This window comes from Rhizobium deserti, from assembly GCF_004358025.1.
Taxonomy (GTDB): domain Bacteria; phylum Pseudomonadota; class Alphaproteobacteria; order Rhizobiales; family Rhizobiaceae; genus Neorhizobium; species Neorhizobium deserti.
Genome location: NZ_SMTL01000005.1, coordinates 182,932 through 208,039, shown reverse-complemented (window position 1 = coordinate 208,039; position 25,108 = coordinate 182,932). Strand labels below are relative to the sequence as shown.

At 58.9% G+C, this 25,108-nt stretch carries 22 protein-coding genes; 9 read left to right on the top strand and 13 right to left on the bottom strand.

Annotated features, from left to right (window positions below; genetic code table 11):
* Nucleotides 1–15 precede the first annotated feature (15 nt).
* Nucleotides 16–1,212: an aminotransferase class V-fold PLP-dependent enzyme gene (locus tag E2F50_RS18395; RefSeq protein ID WP_133317625.1), complete on the top strand. Its 1,197-nt coding sequence runs from the start codon at nucleotides 16–18 to the stop codon at nucleotides 1,210–1,212.
* Between the two features lie 77 nt (nucleotides 1,213–1,289).
* Here E2F50_RS18395 and E2F50_RS18390 read toward each other — a convergent pair whose 3' ends face one another.
* From E2F50_RS18390 to E2F50_RS18355, 8 genes are all read right to left on the bottom strand, one after another.
* Entirely contained in the window at nucleotides 1,290–3,020 is a 1,731-nt protein-coding gene (locus tag E2F50_RS18390) for an ABC transporter substrate-binding protein (RefSeq protein ID WP_133317624.1), read from the bottom strand.
* 74 nt (nucleotides 3,021–3,094) lie between these two features.
* Entirely contained in the window at nucleotides 3,095–3,376 is a 282-nt protein-coding gene (locus E2F50_RS18385; RefSeq protein WP_133317623.1) for a DUF2160 domain-containing protein, read from the bottom strand.
* A gap of 11 nt (nucleotides 3,377–3,387) precedes the next feature.
* The gene (locus E2F50_RS18380; protein WP_133317622.1) at nucleotides 3,388–4,215 is read right to left on the bottom strand and encodes a carbohydrate ABC transporter permease; all 828 of its coding nucleotides are present in this window, start codon (nucleotides 4,213–4,215) and stop codon (nucleotides 3,388–3,390) included.
* Between the two features lie 16 nt (nucleotides 4,216–4,231).
* Nucleotides 4,232–5,098, bottom strand: a complete 867-nt coding sequence (locus E2F50_RS18375; protein ID WP_133317621.1) for a carbohydrate ABC transporter permease — start codon at nucleotides 5,096–5,098, stop codon at nucleotides 4,232–4,234.
* Nucleotides 5,099–6,172, bottom strand: a complete 1,074-nt coding sequence (locus E2F50_RS18370; RefSeq protein WP_133317620.1) for an ABC transporter ATP-binding protein — start codon at nucleotides 6,170–6,172, stop codon at nucleotides 5,099–5,101.
* Nucleotides 6,173–6,182: 10 nt separating this feature from the next.
* Nucleotides 6,183–7,259: an ABC transporter ATP-binding protein gene (locus tag E2F50_RS18365; RefSeq protein ID WP_133317619.1), complete on the bottom strand. Its 1,077-nt coding sequence runs from the start codon at nucleotides 7,257–7,259 to the stop codon at nucleotides 6,183–6,185.
* 40 nt (nucleotides 7,260–7,299) lie between these two features.
* Nucleotides 7,300–8,811 carry a glycerol-3-phosphate dehydrogenase gene (gene glpD, locus E2F50_RS18360; RefSeq protein WP_133317618.1) on the bottom strand — a complete coding sequence of 504 codons (1,512 nt, stop codon included), beginning with the start codon at nucleotides 8,809–8,811 and terminating at the stop codon, nucleotides 7,300–7,302.
* A gap of 96 nt (nucleotides 8,812–8,907) precedes the next feature.
* The gene (locus tag E2F50_RS18355; RefSeq protein WP_133317695.1) at nucleotides 8,908–9,693 is read right to left on the bottom strand and encodes a DeoR/GlpR family DNA-binding transcription regulator; all 786 of its coding nucleotides are present in this window, start codon (nucleotides 9,691–9,693) and stop codon (nucleotides 8,908–8,910) included.
* 771 nt (nucleotides 9,694–10,464) lie between these two features.
* Between E2F50_RS18355 and E2F50_RS18350 the strand changes: the two genes are divergently transcribed.
* From E2F50_RS18350 to E2F50_RS18335, 4 genes are all read left to right on the top strand, one after another.
* A complete protein-coding gene (locus E2F50_RS18350; RefSeq protein ID WP_133317617.1) occupies nucleotides 10,465–10,995 on the top strand; it encodes a sigma-70 family RNA polymerase sigma factor in 531 nt (176 codons plus the stop codon).
* Complete coding sequence (locus tag E2F50_RS18345) at nucleotides 10,988–11,761, top strand: anti-sigma factor family protein (protein WP_133317616.1); 774 nt, start codon at nucleotides 10,988–10,990, stop codon at nucleotides 11,759–11,761. The genes E2F50_RS18350 and E2F50_RS18345 overlap by 8 nt, the downstream gene beginning before the upstream one ends.
* 15 nt (nucleotides 11,762–11,776) lie before the next feature.
* Nucleotides 11,777–12,490, top strand: coding sequence for a Bax inhibitor-1/YccA family protein (locus tag E2F50_RS18340; protein ID WP_133317615.1), 714 nt, complete (start codon nucleotides 11,777–11,779; stop codon nucleotides 12,488–12,490).
* A 223-nt stretch (nucleotides 12,491–12,713) separates the two neighbouring features.
* Nucleotides 12,714–14,615, top strand: coding sequence for a potassium transporter Kup (locus E2F50_RS18335; RefSeq protein ID WP_133317614.1), 1,902 nt, complete (start codon nucleotides 12,714–12,716; stop codon nucleotides 14,613–14,615).
* A gap of 34 nt (nucleotides 14,616–14,649) precedes the next feature.
* Here the strand turns inward: E2F50_RS18335 and E2F50_RS18330 are convergent, their stop codons facing one another.
* From E2F50_RS18330 to E2F50_RS18310, 5 genes are all read right to left on the bottom strand, one after another.
* On the bottom strand, nucleotides 14,650–15,687 hold the full coding sequence (locus E2F50_RS18330; protein WP_133317613.1) for an NAD(P)-dependent alcohol dehydrogenase: 1,038 nt from the start codon (nucleotides 15,685–15,687) through the stop codon (nucleotides 14,650–14,652).
* A gap of 57 nt (nucleotides 15,688–15,744) precedes the next feature.
* Nucleotides 15,745–17,073 carry a dicarboxylate/amino acid:cation symporter gene (locus tag E2F50_RS18325; RefSeq protein WP_281029213.1) on the bottom strand — a complete coding sequence of 443 codons (1,329 nt, stop codon included), beginning with the start codon at nucleotides 17,071–17,073 and terminating at the stop codon, nucleotides 15,745–15,747.
* A gap of 274 nt (nucleotides 17,074–17,347) precedes the next feature.
* Nucleotides 17,348–18,298: an isoaspartyl peptidase/L-asparaginase family protein gene (locus E2F50_RS18320; RefSeq protein WP_133317611.1), complete on the bottom strand. Its 951-nt coding sequence runs from the start codon at nucleotides 18,296–18,298 to the stop codon at nucleotides 17,348–17,350.
* Between the two features lie 77 nt (nucleotides 18,299–18,375).
* On the bottom strand, nucleotides 18,376–19,968 hold the full coding sequence (locus E2F50_RS18315) for an ABC transporter substrate-binding protein (RefSeq protein ID WP_133317610.1): 1,593 nt from the start codon (nucleotides 19,966–19,968) through the stop codon (nucleotides 18,376–18,378).
* Nucleotides 19,965–20,492: a MarR family winged helix-turn-helix transcriptional regulator gene (locus E2F50_RS18310; protein WP_245515463.1), complete on the bottom strand. Its 528-nt coding sequence runs from the start codon at nucleotides 20,490–20,492 to the stop codon at nucleotides 19,965–19,967. The genes E2F50_RS18315 and E2F50_RS18310 overlap by 4 nt, the downstream gene beginning before the upstream one ends.
* A gap of 241 nt (nucleotides 20,493–20,733) precedes the next feature.
* Between E2F50_RS18310 and E2F50_RS18305 the strand changes: the two genes are divergently transcribed.
* The 4 genes from E2F50_RS18305 (at nucleotide 20,734) to E2F50_RS18290 (ending at nucleotide 25,094) form a co-directional block, all read left to right on the top strand.
* Nucleotides 20,734–21,435 (top strand): creatininase family protein, encoded by a 702-nt coding sequence (locus tag E2F50_RS18305; protein ID WP_133317608.1) that lies wholly within the window; start codon nucleotides 20,734–20,736, stop codon nucleotides 21,433–21,435.
* 76 nt (nucleotides 21,436–21,511) lie between these two features.
* Nucleotides 21,512–22,483, top strand: coding sequence for an ABC transporter permease (locus E2F50_RS18300; protein WP_133317607.1), 972 nt, complete (start codon nucleotides 21,512–21,514; stop codon nucleotides 22,481–22,483).
* Nucleotides 22,483–23,358: an ABC transporter permease gene (locus tag E2F50_RS18295; protein ID WP_133317606.1), complete on the top strand. Its 876-nt coding sequence runs from the start codon at nucleotides 22,483–22,485 to the stop codon at nucleotides 23,356–23,358. The genes E2F50_RS18300 and E2F50_RS18295 overlap by 1 nt, the downstream gene beginning before the upstream one ends.
* Nucleotides 23,355–25,094, top strand: a complete 1,740-nt coding sequence (locus E2F50_RS18290) for a dipeptide ABC transporter ATP-binding protein (protein ID WP_133317605.1) — start codon at nucleotides 23,355–23,357, stop codon at nucleotides 25,092–25,094. Before E2F50_RS18295 ends, E2F50_RS18290 begins: the two co-directional genes overlap by 4 nt.
* Nucleotides 25,095–25,108 lie beyond the last annotated feature (14 nt).

The following is a 25,108-nucleotide window of genomic DNA, read 5'->3' as shown; positions in this document are numbered from 1 at the left end:
GCATTGGAGAAGAGAATGTCCGACGATATCCGCACCAAGATCGGCCTTCGGCCGATTATCAACGTGTCGGGAACGATGACCGGCCTTGGCGCCTCCATTGTTGTTCCGGAAGCGATCGCAGCGATGACGAGCATCCTGCCCCAGTTTGTCGAGATCAACGATCTTCAACGCAAGGCGAGCGAGGTGATCACCAGACTGACGGGCGGCGAGGCCGGGTTCGTTACGGCTTCATGCTCGGCCGGCATCAGCCTAGCCGTCGCCGGCGCCATCACTGGTCCCAACCTTTTAGCGATCGAAAAGCTTCCGGACGTAACTCCCGAAAGAAACGAGATCCTGGTCCAGATGGGCCACGTGGTCAGCTATGGTGCGCCGGTTGACCAAGGGATCCGGCTGGGAGGCGGTAAGCCCATCCTGATCGGGCAAGCGACATCCACTCACCGCTATCATATGGAGCAGGCCATCAACGACAAGACGGCGGCGGCCGTTTACGTGGTCTCGCACCATGTGGTGGATTACGGTCTGCTCAACCTCAAGGAGTTTGTTGAAATCGCCCACGCCAAAGGCGTACCGGTCATCGTTGATGCGGCCTCAGAATACGATCTCCAGATCTTTCTCGCCCAAGGTGCCGATATTGCCCTCTATTCCGGGCACAAGTTCTTGGGCGGCCCGACCTCGGGCATAGTCGCTGGCCGAAAGGATCTGGTGCGCCATGCATATCTCCAGAATATGGGGATTGGCCGCGGCATGAAGGTTGGCAAAGAGAGTATATTCGGCGTCATGGCGACGCTGGAAGCTTGGGAAAAACGGGACCACTCGGGCATCCGCGAACGGGAGACGGGTTACCTCAACCTTTGGAAGCAGACGCTGGATGGGCGTCCGGGCATTACCGCCTTGATCGAACCCGACCCGACGAATAACCCACTCGACCGGATGCGGGTGATCGTTTCGCCTCAGGAAGCCCATATCACCGCTTGGGATCTCGCCGGGGCACTGCGCAAAGGCAGTCCGCCGATCATCGTGCGCGACCACGAGGTCGAGCACCATTATTTCTATCTTGATCCATGCAATCTCCATCCCGGCCAGGAGACGATTGTCGCAAACCGTCTGGCCGAAGAACTGGACAAGGCGCGGGCCTCCAACGAGATCATCGCCAGCCCGATCGAAGACCTCAGCCGCCATCGCTTCGATGGCATGCTCCGCTGGCCCGACTGACGCCTTTGTCCGCTCCACATCATGAATCACCCCCCCGGATACCCGGGGAGGGTGATCAGTCGTCCTCGCTGAGGCCGTTACTTCTTTGCGTCGGCCCAGCTCTTCACCAGCTCGTCATAATTGACGGTGATCGGCTTTTCCTTTTCCTTCTCGACCTTCAGCTGTGGCGCAAGATTGCCTTTCGCAACGGCATCCTTGTTCCAGTACTCAAGATCATGCTCTTCGGCGAGCTTCGGCCCCATATCGCCCTGGACCTTGGCACGCTCCAGGCGCTGCAACACCTTTTCCTGTTCGGAGCAAAGGGAATCCATCGCCTCCTGCGCGGTCTTGGCGCCGGATGCCGCATCGCCGACTGCCTGCCACCAGAGCTGAGCGAGCTTTGGATAGTCGGGCACGTTGGTGCCGGTCGGCGACCACTGGACGCGGGCCGGAGAACGGTAGAACTCGATCAGGCCACCGAGTTCCGGTGCCCGCTTTGTGAAGCTTTCATGCCGGATCGAGCTTTCGCGGATCAGCGTCAAGCCGACATGGCTCTTCTTTACGTCCACAGTCTTCGACGTAACGAACTGCGCATACAGCCAGGCAGCCTTGGCCCGATTTTCCGGTGTAGACTTCATCAGCGTCCAGGAGCCAACGTCCTGATAGCCGAGCTTCATGCCTTCCTTCCAGTAAACACCATGCGGTGAAGGAGCCATGCGCCATTTCGGCGTTCCGTCGGCATTGACGACCGGCAGGCCCTTCTTGACAGCGTCTGCCGTGAAAGCAGTGTACCAGAAGATCTGCTGGGCGACCTCACCTTGCGCCGGCACGGGACCGGATTCGGAGAAGTTCATGCCTTGGGCAGCCGGCGGGGCATAGGCTTTCATCCAGTCGATATATTTCTGGATGGAGTAGACGGCCGCAGGTCCGTTCGTATCGCCGCCGCGTGCAACGCAGGAGCCCACCGGCCGCGACTTGTCGTCAACCTTGATGCCCCATTCATCGACCGGAAGACCGTTCGGAAGGCCCTTGTCGCCATTGCCGGCCATGGAGAGCCAGGCATCCGTGAACCGCCAGCCGAGCGACGGATCCTTTTTGCCGTAGTCCATGTGGCCATAGACCTTCTTGCCGTCGATTTCACGCCCGGTGAAAAATTCGGCAATGTCTTCATAGGCAGACCAGTTGACCGGAACTCCAAGGTCGTAGCCATACTTTTCCTTGAAGTCCGCCTTGTTCTTGGCGTCGTTGAACCAATCGTAGCGGAACCAGTACAGGTTTGCGAACTGCTGATCGGGCAGTTGGTAGAGCTTCTTGTCGGGTGCCGTCGTGAAGGACGTGCCAATGAAGTCGGCAAGGTCGAGCCCTGGATTGGTGACGTCCTTGCCCTCCTTGGCCATCCAGTCGGTCAGGTTGCGGACCTGCTGGTAGCGCCAATGGGTGCCAATGAGATCGCTATCGTTGACATAGGCATCGTAGATATTTTCACCCGACTGCATCTGCGTCTGCAGCTTTTCGACCACGTCGCCTTCGCCGATCAGGTCGTGGCTGATCTTGATGCCGGTGATCGCCGTAAAGGCAGGAGCCAGTACCTTGGACTCATATTCATGAGTCGTGATGGTTTCGGAGACCACCTTGATGTCGAGGCCGGCGAAGGGTTTCGCAGCGTCGATAAACCACTGCATTTCCTTTTCCTGTTCGGCCCGCGACAGGGCCGACATGTCACCGACTTCCTTGTCCAGAAATGTCTTAGCCTCGTTCATGCCGGCATAGGCGGAGCCCGCCAGTACCAGCAGCATGCCTGCCGTCGTTGTCAGTAAATGCCGTCGCATAATGTCCTCCCGGGTTTGCGATTGCAGTTCCAAATTCAGGCACCCATCCTCTTGGCGCCTGGTTTCAAGCTTGCCTAGACGAAGCGGAACACGCCGACGGCGTAGACCACAGCGAGGGCAAGAGCCCACCATAGATTGGGACCAACCAGCCCCAGCCATGCGAGATGAATGAATGCTGCGCCGAGCAGTGAGATAAACAAGCGGTCTCCGCGGGTCGACTCGAACCGCAATATGCCGGTGCGCGGAGCGCCACCCGGCGAGAAATATTCCCAAACGCTCATACCGATCAAAAGCGCCAGGATCGTCAAGAAGAAGATCGCCGTCGGCAGCGTCCAGGCCATCCACGAAAAGCTCATGTTTCCCTCCCTTAGACGCGGCCGAGCGCAAAGCCCTTGGCGATGTAGTTTCGCACGAAATAGATGACCAGGGCACCGGGCACGATGGTCAGCACGCCGGCTGCCGCAAGCACGCCCCAATCCATGCCCGCAGCCGATACCGTCCTCGTCATGATTGCAGAGATCGGCTTTGCCGCCGTGGTCGTCAGAGTACGGGCAAGAAGCAGTTCCACCCACGAGAACATGAAACAGAAGAAGGCTGCGACGCCGACGCCGGACGCAATCAACGGCATGAAGATCTTCACGAAAAACCGCGGAAAGGAATAGCCGTCGATATAAGCCGTTTCGTCGATTTCCTTGGGCACACCCGACATGAAGCCTTCAAGAATCCAGACCGCCAGCGGCACATTGAAAAGGCAATGCGCCAAGGCGACGGCAATATGGGTATCGATCAGCCCGAAGGCAGAATAGAGCTGGAAGAACGGTAGCGCGAAAACTGCCGGCGGCGCCATGCGATTGGTCAGCAGCCAGAAGAACAGGTGTTTGTCGCCAAGGAAGCGGTAGCGGGAAAAAGCGTAAGCCGCCGGAAGCGCCGCAGCCACCGAGATGATCGTGTTCAAGCCGACATAGATGATCGAGTTGATGTAGCCGTTATACCAGGACGGATCATTGAAAATGACCGCATAATTGCGCAGCGTTGGGTTCTGCGGGAAAAGCGAGAAGGTCCCGGTGATCTCGCCGTTTTCCTTGAAGCTCATATTCACCAGCCAATAGATCGGCAGGAGAAGGAAGACGATATAGATCGTCGAGACGAGCCATGAGAAGCGGCCGGCGGGTTTAAACTGATGTTCCTGATCCACGTTCGTTCCTCCTTTCTCAGCTATCGGCGTCGCTGCTGGTCATGACGGTATAGAATATCCACGACATCAACAGGATGATGAGGAAGTAGACGATGGACATGGCTGCCGCAGGGCCCAGGTCGAACTGGCCGATGGCCATCTTGACGAGGTCGATGGACAGGAAAGTGGTCGAATTGCCCGGACCGCCGCCCGTCACCACAAAAGGCTCCGTGTAGATCATGAAGCTGTCCATGAACCGCAGCAGGACAGCGATCAACAGAACCCGGTTCATCTTCGGCAACTGGATGTAGCGGAAGACGGACCAGCGCGACGCGCCATCGATTTTCGCCGCCTGATAATAAGCATCCGGAATTGACACCAGGCCCGCATAGCACAGCAGGACGACGAGGCTCGTCCAATGCCACACGTCCATGACGATCACGGTAATCCAGGCGTCGATCGGATCGCGCACATAATTGTAGTCGAAGCCCAAGCTCGCGAGCACGCGTCCGAGCAGACCAATGTCGACACGGCCAAACACCTGCCAGATCGTGCCAACGACGTTCCAGGGTATGAGAAGCGGCAAGGCCATCAAGACCAGGCAGACCGGCACACCGAGCCCCTTTTTCGGCATGTTGAGCGCGATGAAGATGCCGAGCGGAATTTCCAGAGCTAGGATGATGAAGGAGAAGAGCAGGTTGCGCTGCAGGGCTTCCCAGAACCGCGGCGAGTGAAGGATTTCGTCGAACCAGTCAGTGCCTGCCCAGAAAAACTCATTGTTGCCGAACGTATCCTGTACGGAATAATTGACAACCGTCATCAGCGGGATGGCGGCGGAAAATGCGACGAGCAGCAGGACCGGCAGAACCAGAAACCAGGCCTTGTTATTCCAGGTCTTGTTCATTCAGTTGGCCCTCGAATCGACGCGCCAGGAATCAGCATAGATATTGATAGCTGCCGGATCGAAAGTGATCCGCGCCTCGGCTGGTATCTCGGTATCTTCCGAAGCAACGATGGCGATTGGCTGCCCCTCGAAAGTGGCACGAACAATCTTGCGGCGGCCATTATCCTCAACCCGTGTCACGGTTGCAGGCATGCCCTCGCGACCAATGTGGATGAATTCGGGCCGGATGCCGACCTCGATCCTGTTGCGACCGGCGATGTCAGGAGCATATCCCAGTTGGAGGCTTTCTTGCCCAAGGGTTATTTGCGTTCCCTCGACCTTGGCGGGAAGGACGTTCATTCCTGGTGACCCGATGAAATAGCCAACAAAGGTATGACTTGGCCGCTCAAACAGTTCGGCCGGCGTGCCGATCTGCACGATCTGCCCCTCAAACATGACAACGACCTTGTCCGCAAATGTCAGCGCTTCGGTCTGGTCATGGGTCACATAGACCATGGTGAAGCCGAACTGCTTGTGAAGCCGCTTCAACTGCGACCGCAGGACCCACTTCATATGCGGATCGATAACCGTCAACGGTTCGTCGAACAGGATAGCATTGACGTCGTTGCGCACCAGACCGCGGCCGAGGGAGATCTTCTGCTTCTGATCCGCGGTCAGTCCACGAGCCTTGCGCTTCGCCCAGTCGGAAAGGTCAATAATCTCAAGCATATCACGGACGCGTCGGTCGACATCAGCTTCGCTGACGCCTCGATTGCATAACGGGAAAGCCAGATTATCATAGACGGTCATGGTATCGTAGATGACCGGGAACTGGAACACCTGGGCGATGTTACGCGCCTGGGTCGAAAGCGTGGTCACGTCGCGCCCATCGAACAGGATGCGTCCGTGCGATGGCTGCAGAAGCCCGGAAATGATGTTGAGCAAGGTCGTCTTACCGCAACCGGAGGGGCCAAGCAGGGCATAGGCACCGCCATCATTCCATTCGTGATCGACCTCACGCAGGGCATAATCTTCCTCCGACTGGGGATTAGGACCGTAGGCGTGTCGGATATGGTCAAGTGTGATGCGAGCCATGTCCGTTCCCTCACGCCGCTTGAAGAGTGGTGATTGCTCGGCCATCCTTGCCGAAGGCGAGCAGATGGCGGGTATCCAGGAACACATCGACATCTGCATCCGGTGCAATATCGTGGATGCCGGGCGCCAGCATGACCCAGCGAGTGCTGCCGAATTCCAGATGCACGAAGCTCTCGGACCCGGTGATCTCCGAGATCAACGTCTTGGCGCGAAGTTGCGGAGCATCGGCAGTCTGGGATGCGAACCCGAGATGGTGCGGATGAAAGGCCACCGTCACAGGCCCGTCCGCCACATGGAGAAGATGGCTTGGGACGGCCATCCTGCTCCCCCCTTGATGCTCCAATTCGTGACCGGATTTAATGACTTCCATGAAGTTGAGGGGGGGATCGGCAAAAGTCCTGGCCGTTATGATATCCGACGGCTTGCGGTAGACATGAATGGTGGAGCCGAATTGGGTAATACGCCCTTCCGATAAGGTGGCTGTATTGCCGCCGAGCAGAAGCGCCTCGGACGGCTCCGTCGTCGCATAAACGAAAATTGCGCCTGATTGTGCGAAGATCCTCGGAAGCTCCGCCCGCAGTTCCTCGCGCAACTTGTAGTCGAGATTGGCAAGAGGCTCGTCCATCAGCACCAAGCTGGCATTCTTAACCAGTGCACGCGCCAGTGCTGTCCTCTGCTGCTGACCGCCCGAAAGGTTCAACGGCGTGCGGTCGAGATAAGGCGTCAGCCTCAGCAGTTCGGCTGCCTTGCGAACCTCGCGATCGATGCTAGCCTTATCCTTTCCGGCAAGGCGCATGGGAGAGGCGATGTTGTCATAGACGGTCAGCGCCGGGTAGTTGATGAACTGCTGGTACACCATTGCGATATTGCGCTTTTGCACCGGCATCCCGGTGACATCGACATTATCGAAATGGATGGATCCGCTGGTCGGGCGGTCGAGGCCAGCCATCAGCCGCATCAGCGAAGTCTTGCCGGACAAGGTCGGTCCCAGCAATACGTTCAGCGTCCCCCGCTCGAGAGCGAGATTGGTCGGGTGAATGTGATATTCACCTCCCACTAATTTCGCGGCATTGCGCATTTCAAGCATATCGGTTCCCGTGCCTCCTCGCAGGGTGACCACATGTCGCTCAGCCGGCCATCTTGGCCCGGTGTGCGGTCATGTACTCCTCTAGATTTCCTGCCTGCTCCTCGTTCAGCCGCAAGCCGTCCTTGGTTCTGCGCCAGAGCACGTCCTCTGCACTCATGGCCCATTCGTGCTCGACCAGATAGCGGACCTCAGCCTCGTAAAGATCGCCGCCAAAATGTCGGCCCAAATCCGCCAAAGATTCCGCCTTGCCGATAATCATCGCCGCTCGCGTACCATAGCGCCGAACCAGACGCCGTGCATGCGGCTCCGACAGAAACGGCGCCCGCGCCTTCAGCTTTACAACCTCCGCCTCATAACCTTGTACCGGGAAGTCGCCGCCCGGCAAGCGGCTTTCCGCTGTCCAAGCCCGGCCTTTGGTGCCGATCGCTTCACCGATCTTCTCCAGTGCATGCTCGGAAAGTCGCCGATAGGTCGTCAACTTGCCGCCGAAAACGTTCAGCAACGGCGCCCCCTGCCCCGTTTCAAGCTTCAGCACATAATCACGCGTCGCCTCCTGAGCCTTTGACGCTCCGTCGTCAAAGAGCGGTCGGACGGCCGAATAGGTCCAGACGATATCGCCAGGGGTGACCGGCTCCTTGAAATATTCCGAGGCTGCCTTGCAGAGATAGTCGGTTTCTTCGTCGGAAATGCGCACGTTTTTGGGATCGGCATCATAGTCGCGATCCGTGGTACCGATCAGCGTGAAGTCACTCTCGTAAGGAATGGCAAAGATGATGCGGTTGTCCGGGTTCTGGAAGAAATAGGCCCGCGGACCTTCGAATTTTTTTCGAACGACAATGTGGCTGCCCTGCACAAGCCTCACATGATGCGCATCATTCTGGCCGAAGGCGGCACGAATGACCTGATCGACCCAAGGGCCGGCGGCATTGACTAACATACGGGCATGGTGGGTGTCCCTGCTTCCGGAAACACTAACTGTTTCGATAGTCCACCCAGTCTTATCGAGCCGGGCGGCGACCACCTTGGTCCGCGGCATGATCAAAGCCCCCCGGTCGGCGGCATCCCGCGCATTGAGAACCACCATTCGGGCGTCATCGACCCAGCCGTCAGAATACTCGAAGGCTTTGGTAAAAGACGATTTCAAGGGCCGCCCGGCGGGATCCTTGCGCAGATCGAGCACGTCCGTTGGCGGCAGAAGCTTGCGGCCACCGAGATGATCATAGAGGAACAGGCCGAGCCGGATCAGCCATGACGGCCGGATGCCGCCTTTTTGGTAAGGCAGCACAAAGCGCATCGGCCAGATGATATGTGGCGCCATTGCCCAGAGCACTTCGCGCTCCATAAGCGATTCACGCACGAGCCGGAATTCATGATGTTCAAGATAACGCAGGCCGCCATGGATCAGCTTGGTTGCGCCTGACGAGGTCCCGGAGGCGAAGTCATTCATCTCCGCAAGGGCAACGGAATACCCTCGGCCGGAGGCATCTCGGGCGATCCCGCACCCGTTTATTCCACCGCCAATCACAAAAAGGTCGTGGATGATTTCGCCCATTGCCCCCTCTTGCGCTGAAACTCATCTTCTATGAATCGCAACCTAACTGAAACTGACAGGCAATCAATCGAAATTTTTTCGAATATCAAACGAAACTCACAGGCTGGATTGCGGCTTCGACTCTACCGCCTCGACAAGCAATACGCCCGCATCCGAACAGATTGCACGGATGGAAGCGGACGTACATTCGTCGGTGATAAAGGTATGAACCTGCGATATCTGAGCGATGCGAACCGGTGCAGTCCGCTCGAATTTGGTGGAATCGGCGACAAGAATGACATGCCGAGCGTTGGCGATGATTGCCTGAGCCACTTTGACCTCACGGAAGTCATAGTCCAGCAGGGCGCCATCGGGATCGATGGCAGAAACACCGATGACCGCATAATCAACCTTGAACTGACGAATAAAATCCACCGCCGCTTCCCCGACTATGCCACCGTCGGATTGGCGCACGACACCACCGGCAATCACCACTTGAATATCATCAAGCAGCCGCAGCCTGTTGGCAACGTTGAGATTATTGGTGATGACCATCAGGTCTCGATGACGCACGAGAGCTTCCCCAACGGCTTCTGTCGTCGTTCCGATGTTAATGAAAAGCGATGCGCTGTCTGGGATAAGTGCTGCCGCCGCCGCTCCGATCGCTAGCTTTTCAGTCGAAGCTATCTGCCGACGCGCATCGTAAAGAACATTCTCCGTGCCGCGCGGAAAGGTGGCGCCACCATGAATCCGGGTCAGCAACCGCGCATCGCAAAGGTCGTTCAGGTCCTTGCGGATGGTCTGCGGCGAAACCGCAAACTGACCCGCCAATTCCTCCACCTGCACACGCCCCGCCAGCTTCGCGCGATCAATGATTTTCGCTTGGCGCTCTGTCAGGTGCATTTCTCGCCCTTTCGCTTGGCTTTCATTCTGGGCCAAAAAACGAGCAATCGCAATGCCTGCGAAACAACAGCCGTGGAACCTTGAACGCTGCTAGAGCCGAAGCAGAAATTGGGAGATGGGTTAAGAACAAAAAGCCTGCCGCGGGAGGAGGTGCGGCAGGCTTCTTGAAACAATGAAGCAACAGCTGGGAGGAGGAGCGCTGCTGCTTCGCCAGGAACCCTTGGGAGGAGGATAGGACCCCTGCAACATCGAGCGACATGGGAGGAGGTATGTCAACCCGATAGAAATAAGCATAAACGAAACCCGCTCAAATGATAGGCAGATGTTAGCAGGCCTGCCATGCAAATTAGGAATGCCTCGTGATGTTGAGATCAGGACTGGGAGACCAAAGCGTCGCAAGCAAACTTGCTCGCCAGCAAGCCGGAAAGATCCGGCTCCTGCGGGTCATAGTTGCAGACCGGACATGGAACCCCATGCTTGCCACAGCCGCAACCATAGCTCCCCGTCCAGGGCCGCCTGATATGCGACTGGCAGACTTTCCCGGTATTATGGCAGTTGTCGCAGAATCGTTTCGACGCCATCCTACACCTCCGCGATTTCATCAGAAGTTGCCGCGCGGGCCGAAGCTTGAGAGTGGCGGAGCGATTCAAGCCCTCCCTGCGCAGCCCATAACCGGTCGAACGGAGCTTCGTTCCGAAATTAATTCAGCCCTCTGGGCAAAAAGATGAGGAGCAGCGGAATAAGAGACGAGCGCCATGCGTATATGCATGCATGAACCAAGACAAACGCTCCTTTGATGTCATCGGCCAATTGGCGGCATTGAGACGCTATGCGCTGTCCCTGGTGCGAAATTCTTCCGATGCGGAGGACCTTGTTCACGATGCGCTGGTTAAGGCATATGAGCGTCGATTGACGTTCCGTACGGGCGCCAACTTGCGCAACTGGCTGTTCGCCATTCTCCATAATGCTCATGTGGACCGGAGGCGCTCCCTGCTGGCGCAGCGGAAACGCGACGAGTCGGCGACGAGCCAGGCAGAGACCTCTTATCCCGCAGGACAAGAGCAGACCGTTCGCCTGCGCCAGGTGCAAGATGCCTTCATGGCACTGCCCGACGAACAAAGGGAAGCGCTGTATCTCGTTGCCGTCGAGGACATGTCCTACCACGAGGCAGCCGATGCGCTTGAAATTCCAGTCGGAACGCTGATGTCGCGCGTTTCGCGCGCAAGGGCTCGCCTGCGGTCGCTCGAGGACGAGCCAAAACACCCAAGTCATCTGCGATTGATAGGAGGCGGCAATGATTGAGGCCGACATGCTTCTCGACAGCGACCTCGACGCTTATGTCGATAATCAACTCGATGCAGCAGCTCGTCTGCGTGTGGAAACCTACCTGGCCAAGCACCCGGCTGAAGCTGCCCGGGTCATGACCGACCTGAGCATGCGCACCACGCTCAAGCTTTCGCTGACGATGGAGGAACCGCATGGCCAGCCGCGCACCCGGGAGGCGGCTCGACGCTTGTCCGCAAACCTTTCCGGTCGCCGGATGTGGGGCTCGATGCGACGCGTTGCGGCTGTCGGCATCCTTGTTTCAATCGGATGGCTGGCAAATTCCTCGATCAGTCCATTTGGCGCCCGCGAAGTGAATGCCAGCCCGCATCCACCTGCTTTTGTGGAACAGGCGGTGCGAGCTCACCAGACGGCGCTGGTGCGCGAAAACATGCCTTCGCAGCCGGAGGTAAGGAACTACGACCGAGACGACATTCGGGCAGCGACCGCCATTGTCATGCCGGAACTGCCTAAAGAGTGGCAGGTCTCGGATGTGCAGATTTTTCCATCGGATTTCGGTCCGAGTGTCGAAACCACCATCAAGATGAAGGACGGGACGCAAATCTCGCTTTTTGCCGTGCGTCCTGGCCATTTCGCCGTAGAGCCCGTGAGAGATCTCAATCTTGGCGCTGATGCGGAAGCTGCATGGTGGCAGATCGGAGAGGTCGCCTACGCGGTTGTCTCCAGCAATGTCCAGTCCGGCCTTTCAGACGAGGCCGACCTTCTCAAGAACTCGCTTTACTAACCCAGGGAGATCAATATGTACCCTAATCAGAACCGTTTCGGCAGCACCGCCCAGACAGCTGGCGTTCTCGACGAGAGCCTGCGCCAGCATATGCTGCGCGTTTACAACTATATGGGCCTCGGCCTCGTTATAACTGGCATTGTCGCCTTCATCGTCGGCACGACGCCGGCGCTTTATGTGCCGATCTTCTCGTCGCCGCTTAAATGGGTGGTGATGCTTGCACCACTGGCCTTCGTTTTCTTTTTCTCGTTCCGCATCCAGACCATGTCCGCGTCCACTGCGCAGTTCACCTTCTGGGCTTTCTGCGCCGTTATGGGCTTGTCCCTTGCCTCGGTCTTCCTGGTCTTCACCGGCGCAAGCATCGCCCGCACCTTTTTCATCGCCGCGACCATGTTCGGCGCCACCAGCCTCTACGGCTATGTCACCAAGCGCGATCTCGCCAAATTCGGCTCGTTCATGGTGATGGGCCTGATCGGCGTGATGATCGCGTCGATCGTCAATATTTTCATGGGGTCGAGCGCGCTGCAATTCGCCATCTCGGTGATCGGCATCGTCGTCTTCGTCGGCTTGACTGCGTGGGACACTCAGAACATCAAGGAACAGTTTGCCGAAAACTTTGATCAGGAGTCGCAGCAGAAGCTTGCCGTCTTCGGCGCACTTTCGCTTTACCTGAACTTCGTCAATATCTTCCAATTGCTGCTGAACTTCACCGGCGAGCGGGACGAATAGTCTGCATAAACTTTGCCATCGGCCGCGGAGATCTTGCCGCGGCCGTCAGATATTGAGATAAACAGGCGGCGGTCGACAAGCAGGCGTCCCGTCGCCTTTTTCATTGTCGCCGCTCCTCGTTCCCTTGCAAGGGATCAAAATTGGCCGGTGCGGGTTAACCCGATCGAATAGATTGTTCCGTACAACCGCGCGGCCGACTTGGCGCTACGAGACCGGAGACAGCATGACTTCGTCGATCACCGACGCCTCGGGTGAAACATCTCAAACCCGCAAATTCCTGCTGCTCGTAATTGGCTCTGTCGGCGTCGTCTACGGCGATATTGGCACAAGTCCGCTTTATGCCTTTCGCGAAGCGTTGCGTCCTTTTGCAACCGACGGCATCCAGGAGACCGAGGTGATTGGCCTCATCTCCCTGATGGTCTGGACGCTGACGATCATCGTCACCTTCAAATACGTTCTCTTCCTGCTGCGCGCCGACAATGACGGCGAAGGCGGCACCTTGTCGCTTCTCGCACTGCTGATGAAGAAGACCGGCAACTACATGCCCGTCCTGTTCTTCGCCGGGCTGATCGGCGCAGCGCTCTTCATCGGCGACGCAATGATCACCCCTGCCCTCTCGGTGATGTCGGCACTCGAAGGTCTAAAGCTCGTGACGCCGGCTTTTTCGGATTACGTGCTGCCACTGTCGATCTTGCTGATGATCGCGCTGTTCACGGTGCAATCCAAAGGCACTGCCGCCGTCTCCAAATTCTTTGGCCCGATCACCGTCGTCTGGTTTCTTGTCATGGCCTGGGGCGGCCTGATCCATATCGGCGATGACTGGAAGATCCTTGAGGCGCTCAACCCTCTGAACGCGCTTTGGTTCGTTACCCACGCCGGAGCGATGGGTTTTATCGTCCTCGGTGCCGTCTTCCTGACCGTTACTGGGGCTGAGGCGCTTTACGCAGATCTCGGACACTTTGGCCGCCGGCCGATCCAGCTCGCCTGGTTCATCATCGTCTTCCCGGCGCTGATGCTGAACTATCTTGGGCAAGGCGCTCTCGTGCTGACCCACCCGGAAGCCGCCGAAAATCCCTTCTACCTCATGTATCCGGAATGGGCGCTGCTCCCGATCGTCATCCTGGCGACGATGGCCACCATTATCGCCAGCCAGGCGGTCATAACCGGGGCGTTCTCATTGGCCCGCCAAGCCGTCCATCTCGGCTTCCTTCCCCGTCTGATGATCAAATTTACCTCGGAAACCAACACCGGGCAGATCTATGTGCCTGCCGTCAACATGCTGCTGTTCATCGGCGTGATTATCCTGATCCTGTCGTTCCGCAGTTCTGAATCGCTTGCCACCGCTTACGGAATTTCCGTCACGGGCGCCATGGTGGTGACGACGCTGATGGCATTTCAGTTCCTGCGCTCGGTCTGGCGCTATTCGGTCTGGACTGCCGGGGCGCTCCTGGTTGTGCTGTTCATTGTCGAGGTGACCTTCCTGGCCGCAAACCTTCTGAAGATCCACGACGGCGGATGGGTCCCGGTAGCACTTGCCATTGCCATTATGCTGCTGATGTGGACCTGGACGAAGGGGTCGCGCTACATCAAGGAGAAGACGGCCAAGAACGACATTCCGCTAGAAACATTCATTGCGATGATCGAGCGGGAATCGGCTCACGCTCCGGTCAAGGTGCCAGGCACTGCGGTCTTCCTCACCAGCGTCCCGGACCGCACCCCAGCCGTCCTGCTTCACAACATCAAGCATAATCATGTTCTGCACGAGCAGAACGTGATCCTGACCATCTGGACCAAGGACAAGCCATATATCCCCGATAGCGAGCGCGTGAAGATCACCAAGTTGTCCAAGCGGTTCATGCGGCTGGATATCACATTCGGCTTCATGGATGAGCCGAATGTCACTAAGGCGCTCGGATTGTGCCGCAAGGCCGGGTTCAAGTTCGAGATCATGCAGACCTCGTTCTACCTGGGCCGCCGCAACCTCATCAGCACGCCACATACCGGGCTGCCACGCTGGCAGGAAGCGCTTTACATGGCGCTGGCCGATTTCGGCATCGACCCGTCCGCCTATTTCAAGCTGCCGCCGAATCGTGTGGTCGAAATCGGCGAGCAGGTAGCGATCTAGTGGGAGAAGGCCCGGCGCTTCCCGCCCTCCTGCGTCAGTCGCCCAGCAAGATTTGCAGCTTGACGTCCGACGGACTACCGGCCGCTGCCCGCTCGAATGCAGCTATGCTGTCTTTGAATTCGAATGTTCCCGTAATCAGAGGTTTCAGGTCCACCTTGCCGGAAGCAATCAATTGCAGCGCGCGATCAAAAATGTTCGCATAACGGAAGACGGTTTCCACGCGAACTTCTTTTGATATCGCTCCGGCTACGTCGAAGGTCACGGGCTCAACGGGCAGACCGACCAGCACCAGAGCGCCGCCTGGACGGACCAGATTGAAAATGCCGGCGAAGGCTTTAGGGCTTCCGCTTGCTTCAAACACCACGTCGGCGCCCCAGCCGTCGGTTTCGGCAGCAATTACCTCAGCAAAATTTCGCTCGCCAATGTTGACCGGGATGATGCCAGGATATTGCCCAGCGATAGCGAGCTTCGGCGCGCTGAAATCGGAGATGAAGACGCGGCTGCAGCCGCCGGCTAATGCTGCCAGCGCGACCATGATGCCGATCGGCCCGCAACCGATGACCGCCGCCACATCGCCCGGGGCGATGCGAGCGCGGGCTGCCGCCTGCATGCCGATCGCGAAGGGCTCGACCATCGCACCTTCGGCAAACGACACATTGTTGGGCAGCTTGTAGGTGAAAGCAGCCGGGTGGACGGTGAAGGGCGCCAAAACGCCATGGATCGGCGGCGTTGCCCAGAAGCGCACGCTCGGATCGACATTGTAGAGGCCAAGCTTGGAGGCGCGTGAAGAAAGATCCGGAATTCCAGGTTCCATGCAGACGCGGTCCCCGGGCGCCAGATGGCGGACTTCGGAACCTACTTCCACTACTGTACCAGCCGCTTCGTGCCCAAGCACCATGGGCTCGCGCAGCACGTAAGGGCCGATGGCACCGTGCGTATAGTAATGGACATCGCTGCCGCAGACCCCGACCGTGTGGATCCGGACCTTTACATCCGTCGGTCCGACTTCGAGAGGCAGCTCGATCTCCCTGATGGCGAGAACGCCTTTTTGTTCAAGAACCAGCGCTTCCATCGGCATTCCTTTCAATACAATTCTGGCACATGAAGCGCATCCGATCGATCGACATGGCTACTGCGCAGGGTGAAATGACTGTCCTGCCGGCGCATGCTCTATGGAGCCGGAAAGGGCTAAAGCCAATTGGTCCTTGTCCAGTTCGTTTTCCCAGCGGGCGACAACAATAGTGGCGACCGCATTACCGACGAGGTTGGTCAAAGCACGGCATTCAGACATGAAGCGATCTATCCCGAGGATCAGCGCCATGCCCGCGACCGGCACCGAAGGCACGACCGAGAGGGTCGCGGCAAGCGTGATGAAGCCGGCGCCCGTAATGCCGGCGGCTCCCTTCGAACTCAACATCGCCACCAGCAGCAGGAGGACCTGCTGGCCAAGCGACAGCTGGATGTCCGTGGCTTGGGCGATGAAAAGTGCCGCCAGAGTCATGTAGATATTGGTGCCATCCAGGTTGAAGGAATAGCCCGTTGGGATGACGAGCCCGACAACGGAGCGCTTGCAGCCGGCGTTCTCCATCTTCTGCATCAAACCGGGCAATGCCGCTTCCGAAGATGAGGTGCCGAGCACCAGAAGCAATTCTTCCTTGATGTAGCGAATGAGTGCGAAGATCGAGAAGCCGTTATACCGTGCGACCGCACCGAGGACGACGAACACGAAAATCAGCGAGGTGACGTAGAAAGTGCCGATCAGGAAGGCCAGGTTGGCGATCGAGCCAATCCCGTACTTGCCGATGGTAAAAGCCATTGCCCCGAAGGCACCGATCGGCGCCGCCTTCATGAGAATGCCGACAAGGCGGAAGATCGGCGCGGTTAAAGCGTGCAGGAAGTCCGTAACCGTCTTTCCGCGCTCTCCGACCAGACCGAGCGAGATACCGAAGAGCACCGAAAAGAACAGGACCTGCAGAATATCGCCCTGAGCAAATGCTCCGACGATCGTTTCCGGAATGATGTTCATCAGGAAGCCGGTAATCGTGCTTTCATGTGCCTTGCTGGCATAGGTCGCAACGGCGCCAGAATCCAGCGAAGCCGGGTTGATGTGCATGCCCGCGCCTGGCTGCACCAGATTGGCGATGATCAGGCCGACGGCGAGCGCCAAGGTAGAGAAAGTCAGGAAGTAGAGCATGGCCTTGCCGGCAACGCGGCCAACCTTCTTGAGGTCCGACATGCCGGCAATACCGGTTGCCACGGTCAGGAAAATCACCGGCGCGATGATCATCTTGACGAGCTTGATGAAGGCGTCGCCGAGCGGTTTCAAGGCTTCACCCGTGGTCGGATAGAAATGCCCGATCAGCATGCCGGCAATGATGGCCACGACGACCTGCGCGTAAAGATGTCGGTATAGCGGCACGCGCCTGGGTGCCGCCCCGGTTGCAGATGAACTATCCAAGATGTCCTCCATCAGGCCTCAACCGCGACGCGGTTCTTCCCGAGGCGAGTTGCAGCTGTGTCGGTAAAGCGTAGCCGAACGCATGGGGGCTTCCATAGTTCGAATGATCCCATATTGGAACCCAATTTTTAGCACGCGCAGAAAGACGAGCGTTTGGAAGCTCGGCCTGGACCCCAAACAACTGCTCAGACGCGCACCACCTGTTCTTGACAGCAAAACGCCCTTGGCTGTCTGTTCACGATGTTTTCGCAAGGTTGGCTAGCGTCCAATCCAGCTATTGCGGGAGCGTGAAAATCTCGCCATGCGTTGCCACAAAAAATTGGCCCTCGGGGGTTACCCAGCCGCGAAACATGCCATCGGTATTGTAAGGCGCGGCAATGCTGCCATCTGCCCCCACCGCGACAAGACCCGCACCGATATCGTGCGGCTTCAGATCCTCCATGATCACTTTGGTGGCTGCCTGCTCAACCGTCTCGCCGAGATAGCCGATGCGACTCGCCACTTCGTGCCCGACGGCATATCGGATGAAGAATTCGCCTTTTCCGGTGCCCGACACGGCGCAGAGGCCATCGCGCGCATAGGTGCCGGCACCGGGAATGGGCGTATCGCCGATGCGGCCAACGGGCTTGTTGTTATAGCCGCCGGTGGAGGTGGCAGCAGCCAGATGCCCGGCGCTGTCGAGCGCGACGGCGCCGACCGTGCCGTGTTTTTCGGACTCACTTGCGGCGGCAGTCGTGCCGGCTGCGGCATGGGCCTTCATGGCCGACAGCGCCTTCACGCGTTTTTCGGTGGTAAAATAACCCGGTTCGACGACATCCAGCCCCTCGACCTTCGCAAAATCATCGGCTGCACTGCCGCCCATCAGCACGGCCTCACCTTTTTCCAAAACGCGCCGGGCAGCCTTGATCGGATTGCGGATGCGCCGCACCAGCGTCACGGCACCGGCCTCGAGCGTGGCGCCGTCCATGATCGAAGCGTCAAGTTCGTGCTCGCCGGCCGCATTGAGCGCTGCCCCATATCCGGCATTGAAATGCGGACTGTCTTCCATGACGACGACGGCGGCCTGGACGGCATCCACCGCCGAGCCGCCCGAAGACAGAACCGCCCAGCCGGCCCTCAACGCGCGGCCGAGATCGACCCGCGCCGCCGTCCATTCCGCCTCGCTGAGGCCGAGTTTCGCCATCACGCCGCAACCGCCGTGGATCGCCAGTGCCGTTTTTCCCATCATCCTGCTCCTCTTCTTCAATAAAAAAGGCCGGGCGTAGAAATGCCCGGCCAAGTGACCTCCGGTTGGCGGGGAGGTTATTTCGTCGCGCGTATGTTCATCGCAAGCGTGTCCTCGTCGGACCGCGGCACGATGGTGATGGCCTTCTTCATGCCCCAGGCAGAAACGATCGAGGCGATCGAAAGGTTGGGGCGGTCGCTGGCCACAAGTGCATTGGCATCCTTGAGATATTGCTCGCGTTTCTTGGCATCCATCTCCACGCCGGCATCCTCGATTAGCTTGTCCATTTTCGGATTCGAGTAGTTGCGGATGTTGAAGGCGCCGAGCTTCTTGGCCGGGTCGTTGGTGTGAACCAGGGACGACAGGGTATAGTTAGATTCACCGGTCAGCGTGCCCCAACCGGACATCGTCAACGAATAGTCGCCGCGCGTATTGGCCGGGAAATAAACGGCACCCGGTTGGGCGTTAGCGTCCACCTGGATGCCGATCGCGGTCAGCATCTGGGCAATTGTCGTGCCGGCGTCCTTGTCACCCGGCAGGCGGTCGTTGGTGAAGGAGAAGGTGACCTTGAAGCCGTTGGGATAACCTGCCTCGGCCAGCAGCTTCTTAGCCTTGTCGACGTCGGAAACGGTTGCCTTCACATCCGGATTGTAGCCAAAAATGCCTGGCGTCACCAACTGCGACTGAACCGTGCCCATGCCTTCCATGGCGATTTCGGTGATCGTCTCGCGGTCGATGGCAAGGTCGAAGGCTTCGCGCACGCGCGGGTCGATGAAGGGGTTTTTCGGCAGCGGCGAGCCGTCCTTGGCGCTGACCTGCGGCGACTTTTCGCGAAAGTCGAAAGCCATATTGAACAGGTAGACGCTGTCCTGGCGCACGATGGTGAGCTTGCTGTCCGTTTCCAGCGTCGGCACATCGGAGGCCGGGATACGTGCGATGAGGTCGACCTGACCAGCCTTCAACTGGGCGACGCGGGCGGCATCATTGGGGATTTCCTTGCGGATCACCTTGTCCCAGGGCTCCTTTTCGCCCCAGTAGCCGTCGAAACGTTGCAGCACGAGCTGTTCCTTCGGCGTCCACGACACGAACTTGTAGGGACCGGTGCCGATTGCAGCCTTGCCCGAGTTGAACCCTTCCGACGCTTTTTCGGCGCTCTCGGAATAATCCTTTGCTGCCGTGTGGGAGACGACGAACAGGCGGATGAAATCGTTCGGCAGGTTCGGCGCCGGGCCGTCGGTCTTGATGCGGATGGTCAGAGGGTCGACGATTTCAATGCCCTTGACGCGGCGCACGTAGATGGTGGTCGGATTGGGCCCGGCGACTTTCGGAATGCGCTCGATCGAGAACTTCACGTCCTCGGCGGTGAAGTCGGAGCCGTCATGGAATTTCACGCCTGGGCGGAGCTTGAATTCCCAGGTCGTGTCGTCAATTGCCGTCCAGCTGGTGGCAAGTCCCGGCTCAAGTTCGAGATTGTTGCCGGATTTCACCAGAGAGTCGTAGATATGCTTCATCGCTTCGGCATGGGTGCCGGCGGCGGTGAAATCGGGATCAATCGACAGCGGGCCGGCGCGCACCCCAATGGTGAGATCGGCCGCAAGTGCCGCACTCGAAACCCCGCCGAGCAGCATGGCTGCCAGCACGGCGGTACGAAATGTCCTAGAATTCGTCATTCTTCGTTCTCCTCTGTATTTGTCATTGGGGGCCAATTGGGGGAATCCACGACAACCTTGGCCAGCAGTTCCGACAGCATCAGCTGTTCCGCCGGCGTCAGCGATGAGACCATGGCTTTCTCGCGTTCCACCATCGGCTGCATGGCTTGATCAACGATGCGCCTGCCCTCTTCCGTGATGTAGAGGACAAAACTCCGCAAGTCCGCCTGATCGACCTCACGGCGGATGATGTTCTTGTCGACCAGCTTCTGGATCGCACGGCTGATCGTGTTTTTCGGAAAACCTGAGGAATTGCAGATGGCGCTCGCCGTCAGCCCATCCAACAGGCCGAGCGAATAGAGGACTACAAATTCTGGGCGCGGGATTCCATGTTCCTTCTCGATCAGGCGGTAGATTGGCTCGTTGAACTGCAGCGCCAGAAAGTTGAAGCGGAATGACAGCCAGCACGGGTTTTGCCAGAGCTTGACGGCCACCAGATCCTCAACGCGGTGCTTGCCGGCAACAACTTTGCCGCCATTACGCAACAATGTCTCCAATGCTGGTTCATGTAGCTGTCGCACTCTCTGGTCGCCCTCAACAAGCTCATTTTGGTCCCGTATGGAACTTGACGCGCAGAGAATTGACTGTCAATTTCTTTTTTTAGTCCCGCACGGAACCTTGCTGCATGCTGCGCAAATCGCCTGGAAGCACAAACATTGTGCGCTGCGGCCCAAAATAGAATGTTCTTTGCGCAATTTGGCGAAGACGGAAAACAAGGATAGCGGATTGAAGATCGCCGAGATGAACTGGCTGCAGGTGGAAGAACGCGTGGCAGAAGACGATCGCTGCATCCTGCCAATCGGCAGCGTGGAGCAGCACGCCTACCTCAGCCTCGCGACTGACATGATTCTCGCCGAAAAGGTCTCCGTCGATGCCGCCGAGCCGCTTGGCATTCCGGTCTTCCCGGTGGTGTCCTATGGTCTCGCCTCGTCGTTTTCGAATTTTCCCGGCACGATGACACTGTCGCTGTCGACCTATATCGGCGTCATCCGCGACCTGCTCGACAGCATGTACCGATCCGGCTTCCGCCGTATCCTCGTCGTCAACGGCCATGGCGGCAACATGCCGGCAACCGTGGTAATTTCCGAATGGCTGAACGCGCATCCGAACGCATCGGTGAAATTTCACGACTGGTGGCGGGCGCCAAAGACGCTGGCGAAGGTGCAGGAGACCGATCCGGCCGCCTCGCATGCGTCCTGGATGGAAAATTTTCCTTGGACGCGCACCACGGACCAGCGCCAGCCGACGACGGCCAAGCCGCAGATCGATTATGCAGCACTTGCCCGCGTCGGTGCGGCGCAAAAGCGCCAATTGCTAGGCGACGGCAATTACCATGGCCTCTACCAGCGCCCCGAGGAGGATATGCTAGCGATCTGGGACGTGGCAGTGCGGGAAACCCGCGCGCTTCTGCAAGACGACTGGCACTGAACTATGTCTGCCGCGACCGGCGCGGCAGACACAACCGCATCGCAACAACCTGCGCAAAGTGGGGGTAAGGGGACGCATGCTGGGTTTCATCCTGCAACGATTATGGCAGGCGCTGATCGTCGTCATCGCGATGTCGGCGCTCGTGTTCTGCGGAGTCTACGCCGTCGGCAATCCGATCGACGTCTTGATTTCGCCGGATGCAACACAGGATATCCGCGCCGCGGTGATTGCCCAATACGGCCTCGATCAGCCGCTGTGGCATCAATATCTGTCCTTTGTCGGCCGCATCCTGCAAGGCGATTTTGGCCGATCCTTCGTCTACAACATGCCGGTCAGCGAACTGATCCTATCCCGCCTGCCGGCAACGCTGGAACTGACGCTTGCCGCCGTGCTGTTTGCCAGTCTGGTCGGCATTCCGATCGGCATGTATGCCGGCTACAAGCCGCATAGCCCAATTTCGCGCGCCATTATGGCTATTTCGATCCTCGGTTTCTCGGTGCCGACCTTTTGGTTCGGGCTGATGCTGATCATGGTGTTTGCCGTGCAATGCGGCTGCATGCCGGCCGGCGGTCGCGGCGAAACGGTTAGCCTATTCGGCGTCGACTTCAGCTTCCTGACCGGTGACGGGCTGGCTCACTTGGTACTGCCCGCGCTCAATCTTGCGCTGTTCAAGTTCTCGCTGATGATCCGGCTCGCCCGCGCCGGCACGCGTGAACTGATGCTGAGCGACACGGTCAAATTTGCCCGTGCCGCTGGGCTTTCGGAATTCACGGTACTGAGCCGCCACGTGCTACGGCTGATCTCGATCCCGCTGGTCACCGTGTTCGGATTGGAACTCGGATCGACGCTCGCCTTTGCAGTCGTCACGGAGACGATCTTTTCGTGGCCGGGACTCGGCAAGCTGATCATCGACAGCATTACCTCGCTGGATAGGCCGGTCATGGTCGCCTACCTGATGTTCGTCGCGCTTCTGTTTATCGTCATAAATTTGTTGGTTGATCTGGCCTATGCGGCTCTCGACCCGCGCTTGCGAAAGGGGCGCGCCTGATGCGTGACACTCCGCTCTCCCGTTTCCTCGTTGAATTCCGCCGCAACAAGGTGGCCGTCGCCGCAGCTCTGCTTGTATTCGTTATCGTGCTGATCGCCCTGATCGCACCGCTCGTGACACCACAGAACCCCTATGATCTTGCGCATCTGGTGCTGCGCGATGCCCGGCGACCACCGGGTTATATCGGCACCGGCCGTTATACCCATTGGCTGGGAACGGATTCGCAAGGGCGCGACCTCCTGTCCGCCATCATCTACGGCCTGCGCATCTCACTGCAGATGGGGATCATCGCGAGCGGCATCGCCTTGGTCATCGGTGCGATCGTCGGTTGCGCCGCCGCTTATATTGGCGGACGATTTGAAAGCCTCGCTATGCGCATCGTTGACCTGCAGCTGTCGTTTCCCGCCATCCTGCTCGCCTTCGTGATCGCCGCCATTCTCGGCCAGGGTCGCTACCAGCTGATCCTGGCGCTGATCTTCGCGCAATACGCCTATTTTGCCCGCACCGCTCACGGCGCTGCGGCCGCCGAGCGGCAGAAGGATTACGTCGAGGCGGCACTGTCCATTCCACTCTCTTCCTGGCGGGTGGTGCTGGCCCACATCCTGCCCAACGCGCTGCCGCCGCTGATCGTGGTAGCGACCGTGCAGGTGGCGAGCGCGATCTCGCTGGAAGCGACCCTTTCCTTCCTCGGTGTCGGCCTGCCGCCCACCGAACCGTCGCTCGGCATGCTGATTGCCAACGGCTTCCAATACCTGCTGTCGGGCCGTTACTGGATCTCGATCTATCCCGGCCTGGCGCTGATCATCTTCATCGTCTCGCTCAATCTCGTCGGTGATCAAATCCGCGACCAGCTCAACCCGAGGCTCCGCCGATGACCGACATCGTGACAAGATCGGCCGCCCCTCTCCTCGAAGTCACCGATCTCAGGACATGGTTTCCAAGCGGACGCGGCGAGGTGAAGGCCGTCGATGGCGTGTCCTTCTCCATCGCACCGGGCGAAGTATTGGGCCTGGTTGGGGAATCCGGGTCCGGGAAGTCGATCACCGGCTTCTCGATCATCGGTCTCATCGACGATCCCGGCCGCATCGTCGAGGGGTCGATCAAGCTCGAGGGCCGAGAATTGGTCGGCCTTCCCTCGCACGACCTGCGCGCCATCCGTGGAAAGACCATCTCCATGGTCTTCCAGGATCCGATGATGACGCTCAACCCCGTCTTGAGTATCGGCACGCAGATAAAGTTGGCGCTGGAAGCACACGAGACCATTGACGCTGCCGACGCACGCCAACGGGCGATCACGGCGGTGGCTCAGGTCCGCATCGCCGAGCCGGAGCGCAAGGTCGACTTTTTCCCGCATCAGTTCTCCGGCGGCATGCGCCAGCGCGTAGCGATTGCGATTGCGCTGCTGCACCGTCCCAAACTGATCATCTGCGATGAACCGACGACCGCGCTTGATGTTTCGATCCAGGCCGAAATCCTGGCCGAGATGAAGGAACTGGTTTCGGAGCTGGGCACCGCATTGATCTGGATCAGCCATGACCTCGCCATCGTCTCTTCGATCGCAGACCGCGTCGCGGTGATGAAATCGGGCAATATCGTCGAGATCGGCCCGGCGCTCGGCGTTCTGACCCGCCCGCAGCATGAATACACAAGGGCTCTGCTTGACGCCCTGCCGTCGCGGGCCAAGCCGGGCCAGTTGCTTCTGCGTGGGAGCGGCATAGCTGACGCACCGCCGCCGCCCCGTAAATCCGCAACCGCCAACCTGCCAGCGCTCGGCAGTCCCTATCTCGTCATCGACAATGCCGTGAAACGGTTCGAGAAACCGGCCGGACTGTTCCGCAACCTGGCGATCAAATCGGGCCTCTCGCAGCCGCTGACGGTGGTGCAGGCGGTCGCTGGCGTTTCGCTCACCGTCAGGCGCGGCGAGGTGCTGGGTCTCGTCGGCGAATCCGGCTCGGGCAAATCGACCCTCGGCCGGATGGCGGCCGGCATTATCGTGCCGACCTCGGGCACGATCCGCCTCAACGGCCAGCCGGTAATGAGCACCGGCCGCGCGCCGAAAAAGATCACCACCCGCGTCCAGACGATCTTCCAGGATCCGTTCTCCTCGCTCAACGGCCGCATGCGGATCGGCGACATCATTACCGAGGGCCCGCTGGCGCACCGGCTGGTGAACCGCGCCGAGGCGCCGGACTACGTCCGGCAATGGCTGGCGGCGGTGGGCCTCGACCCGACATTCGCCAACCGCTTCCCGCACCAGTTTTCCGGCGGCCAGCGGCAGCGGATCGCCATCGCCCGGGCGCTTGCCATGCAGCCGGATGTGATTGTCTGCGACGAGCCCGTCGCCTCGCTCGATGTCTCCATCCAGGCACAGATCATCAACCTGCTGATCCGCCTGCGCGCCGAACTCGACCTGTCGCTGCTGTTCATCAGCCATGACCTGTCGGTGGTCCGCCACCTCTGCGACCGTGTCGCGATCATGTACCAGGGCCTGATCGTCGAGGAGGGGCTTGCAGCGGCGATCTACGACAACCCGCAACACGACTACACCGCGCGGCTGCTCGCGGCGGTGCCGGTGCTGCCGCAGGGTACCGAGACGACGGCGGCTGAATAACAAAGGACGGAGAG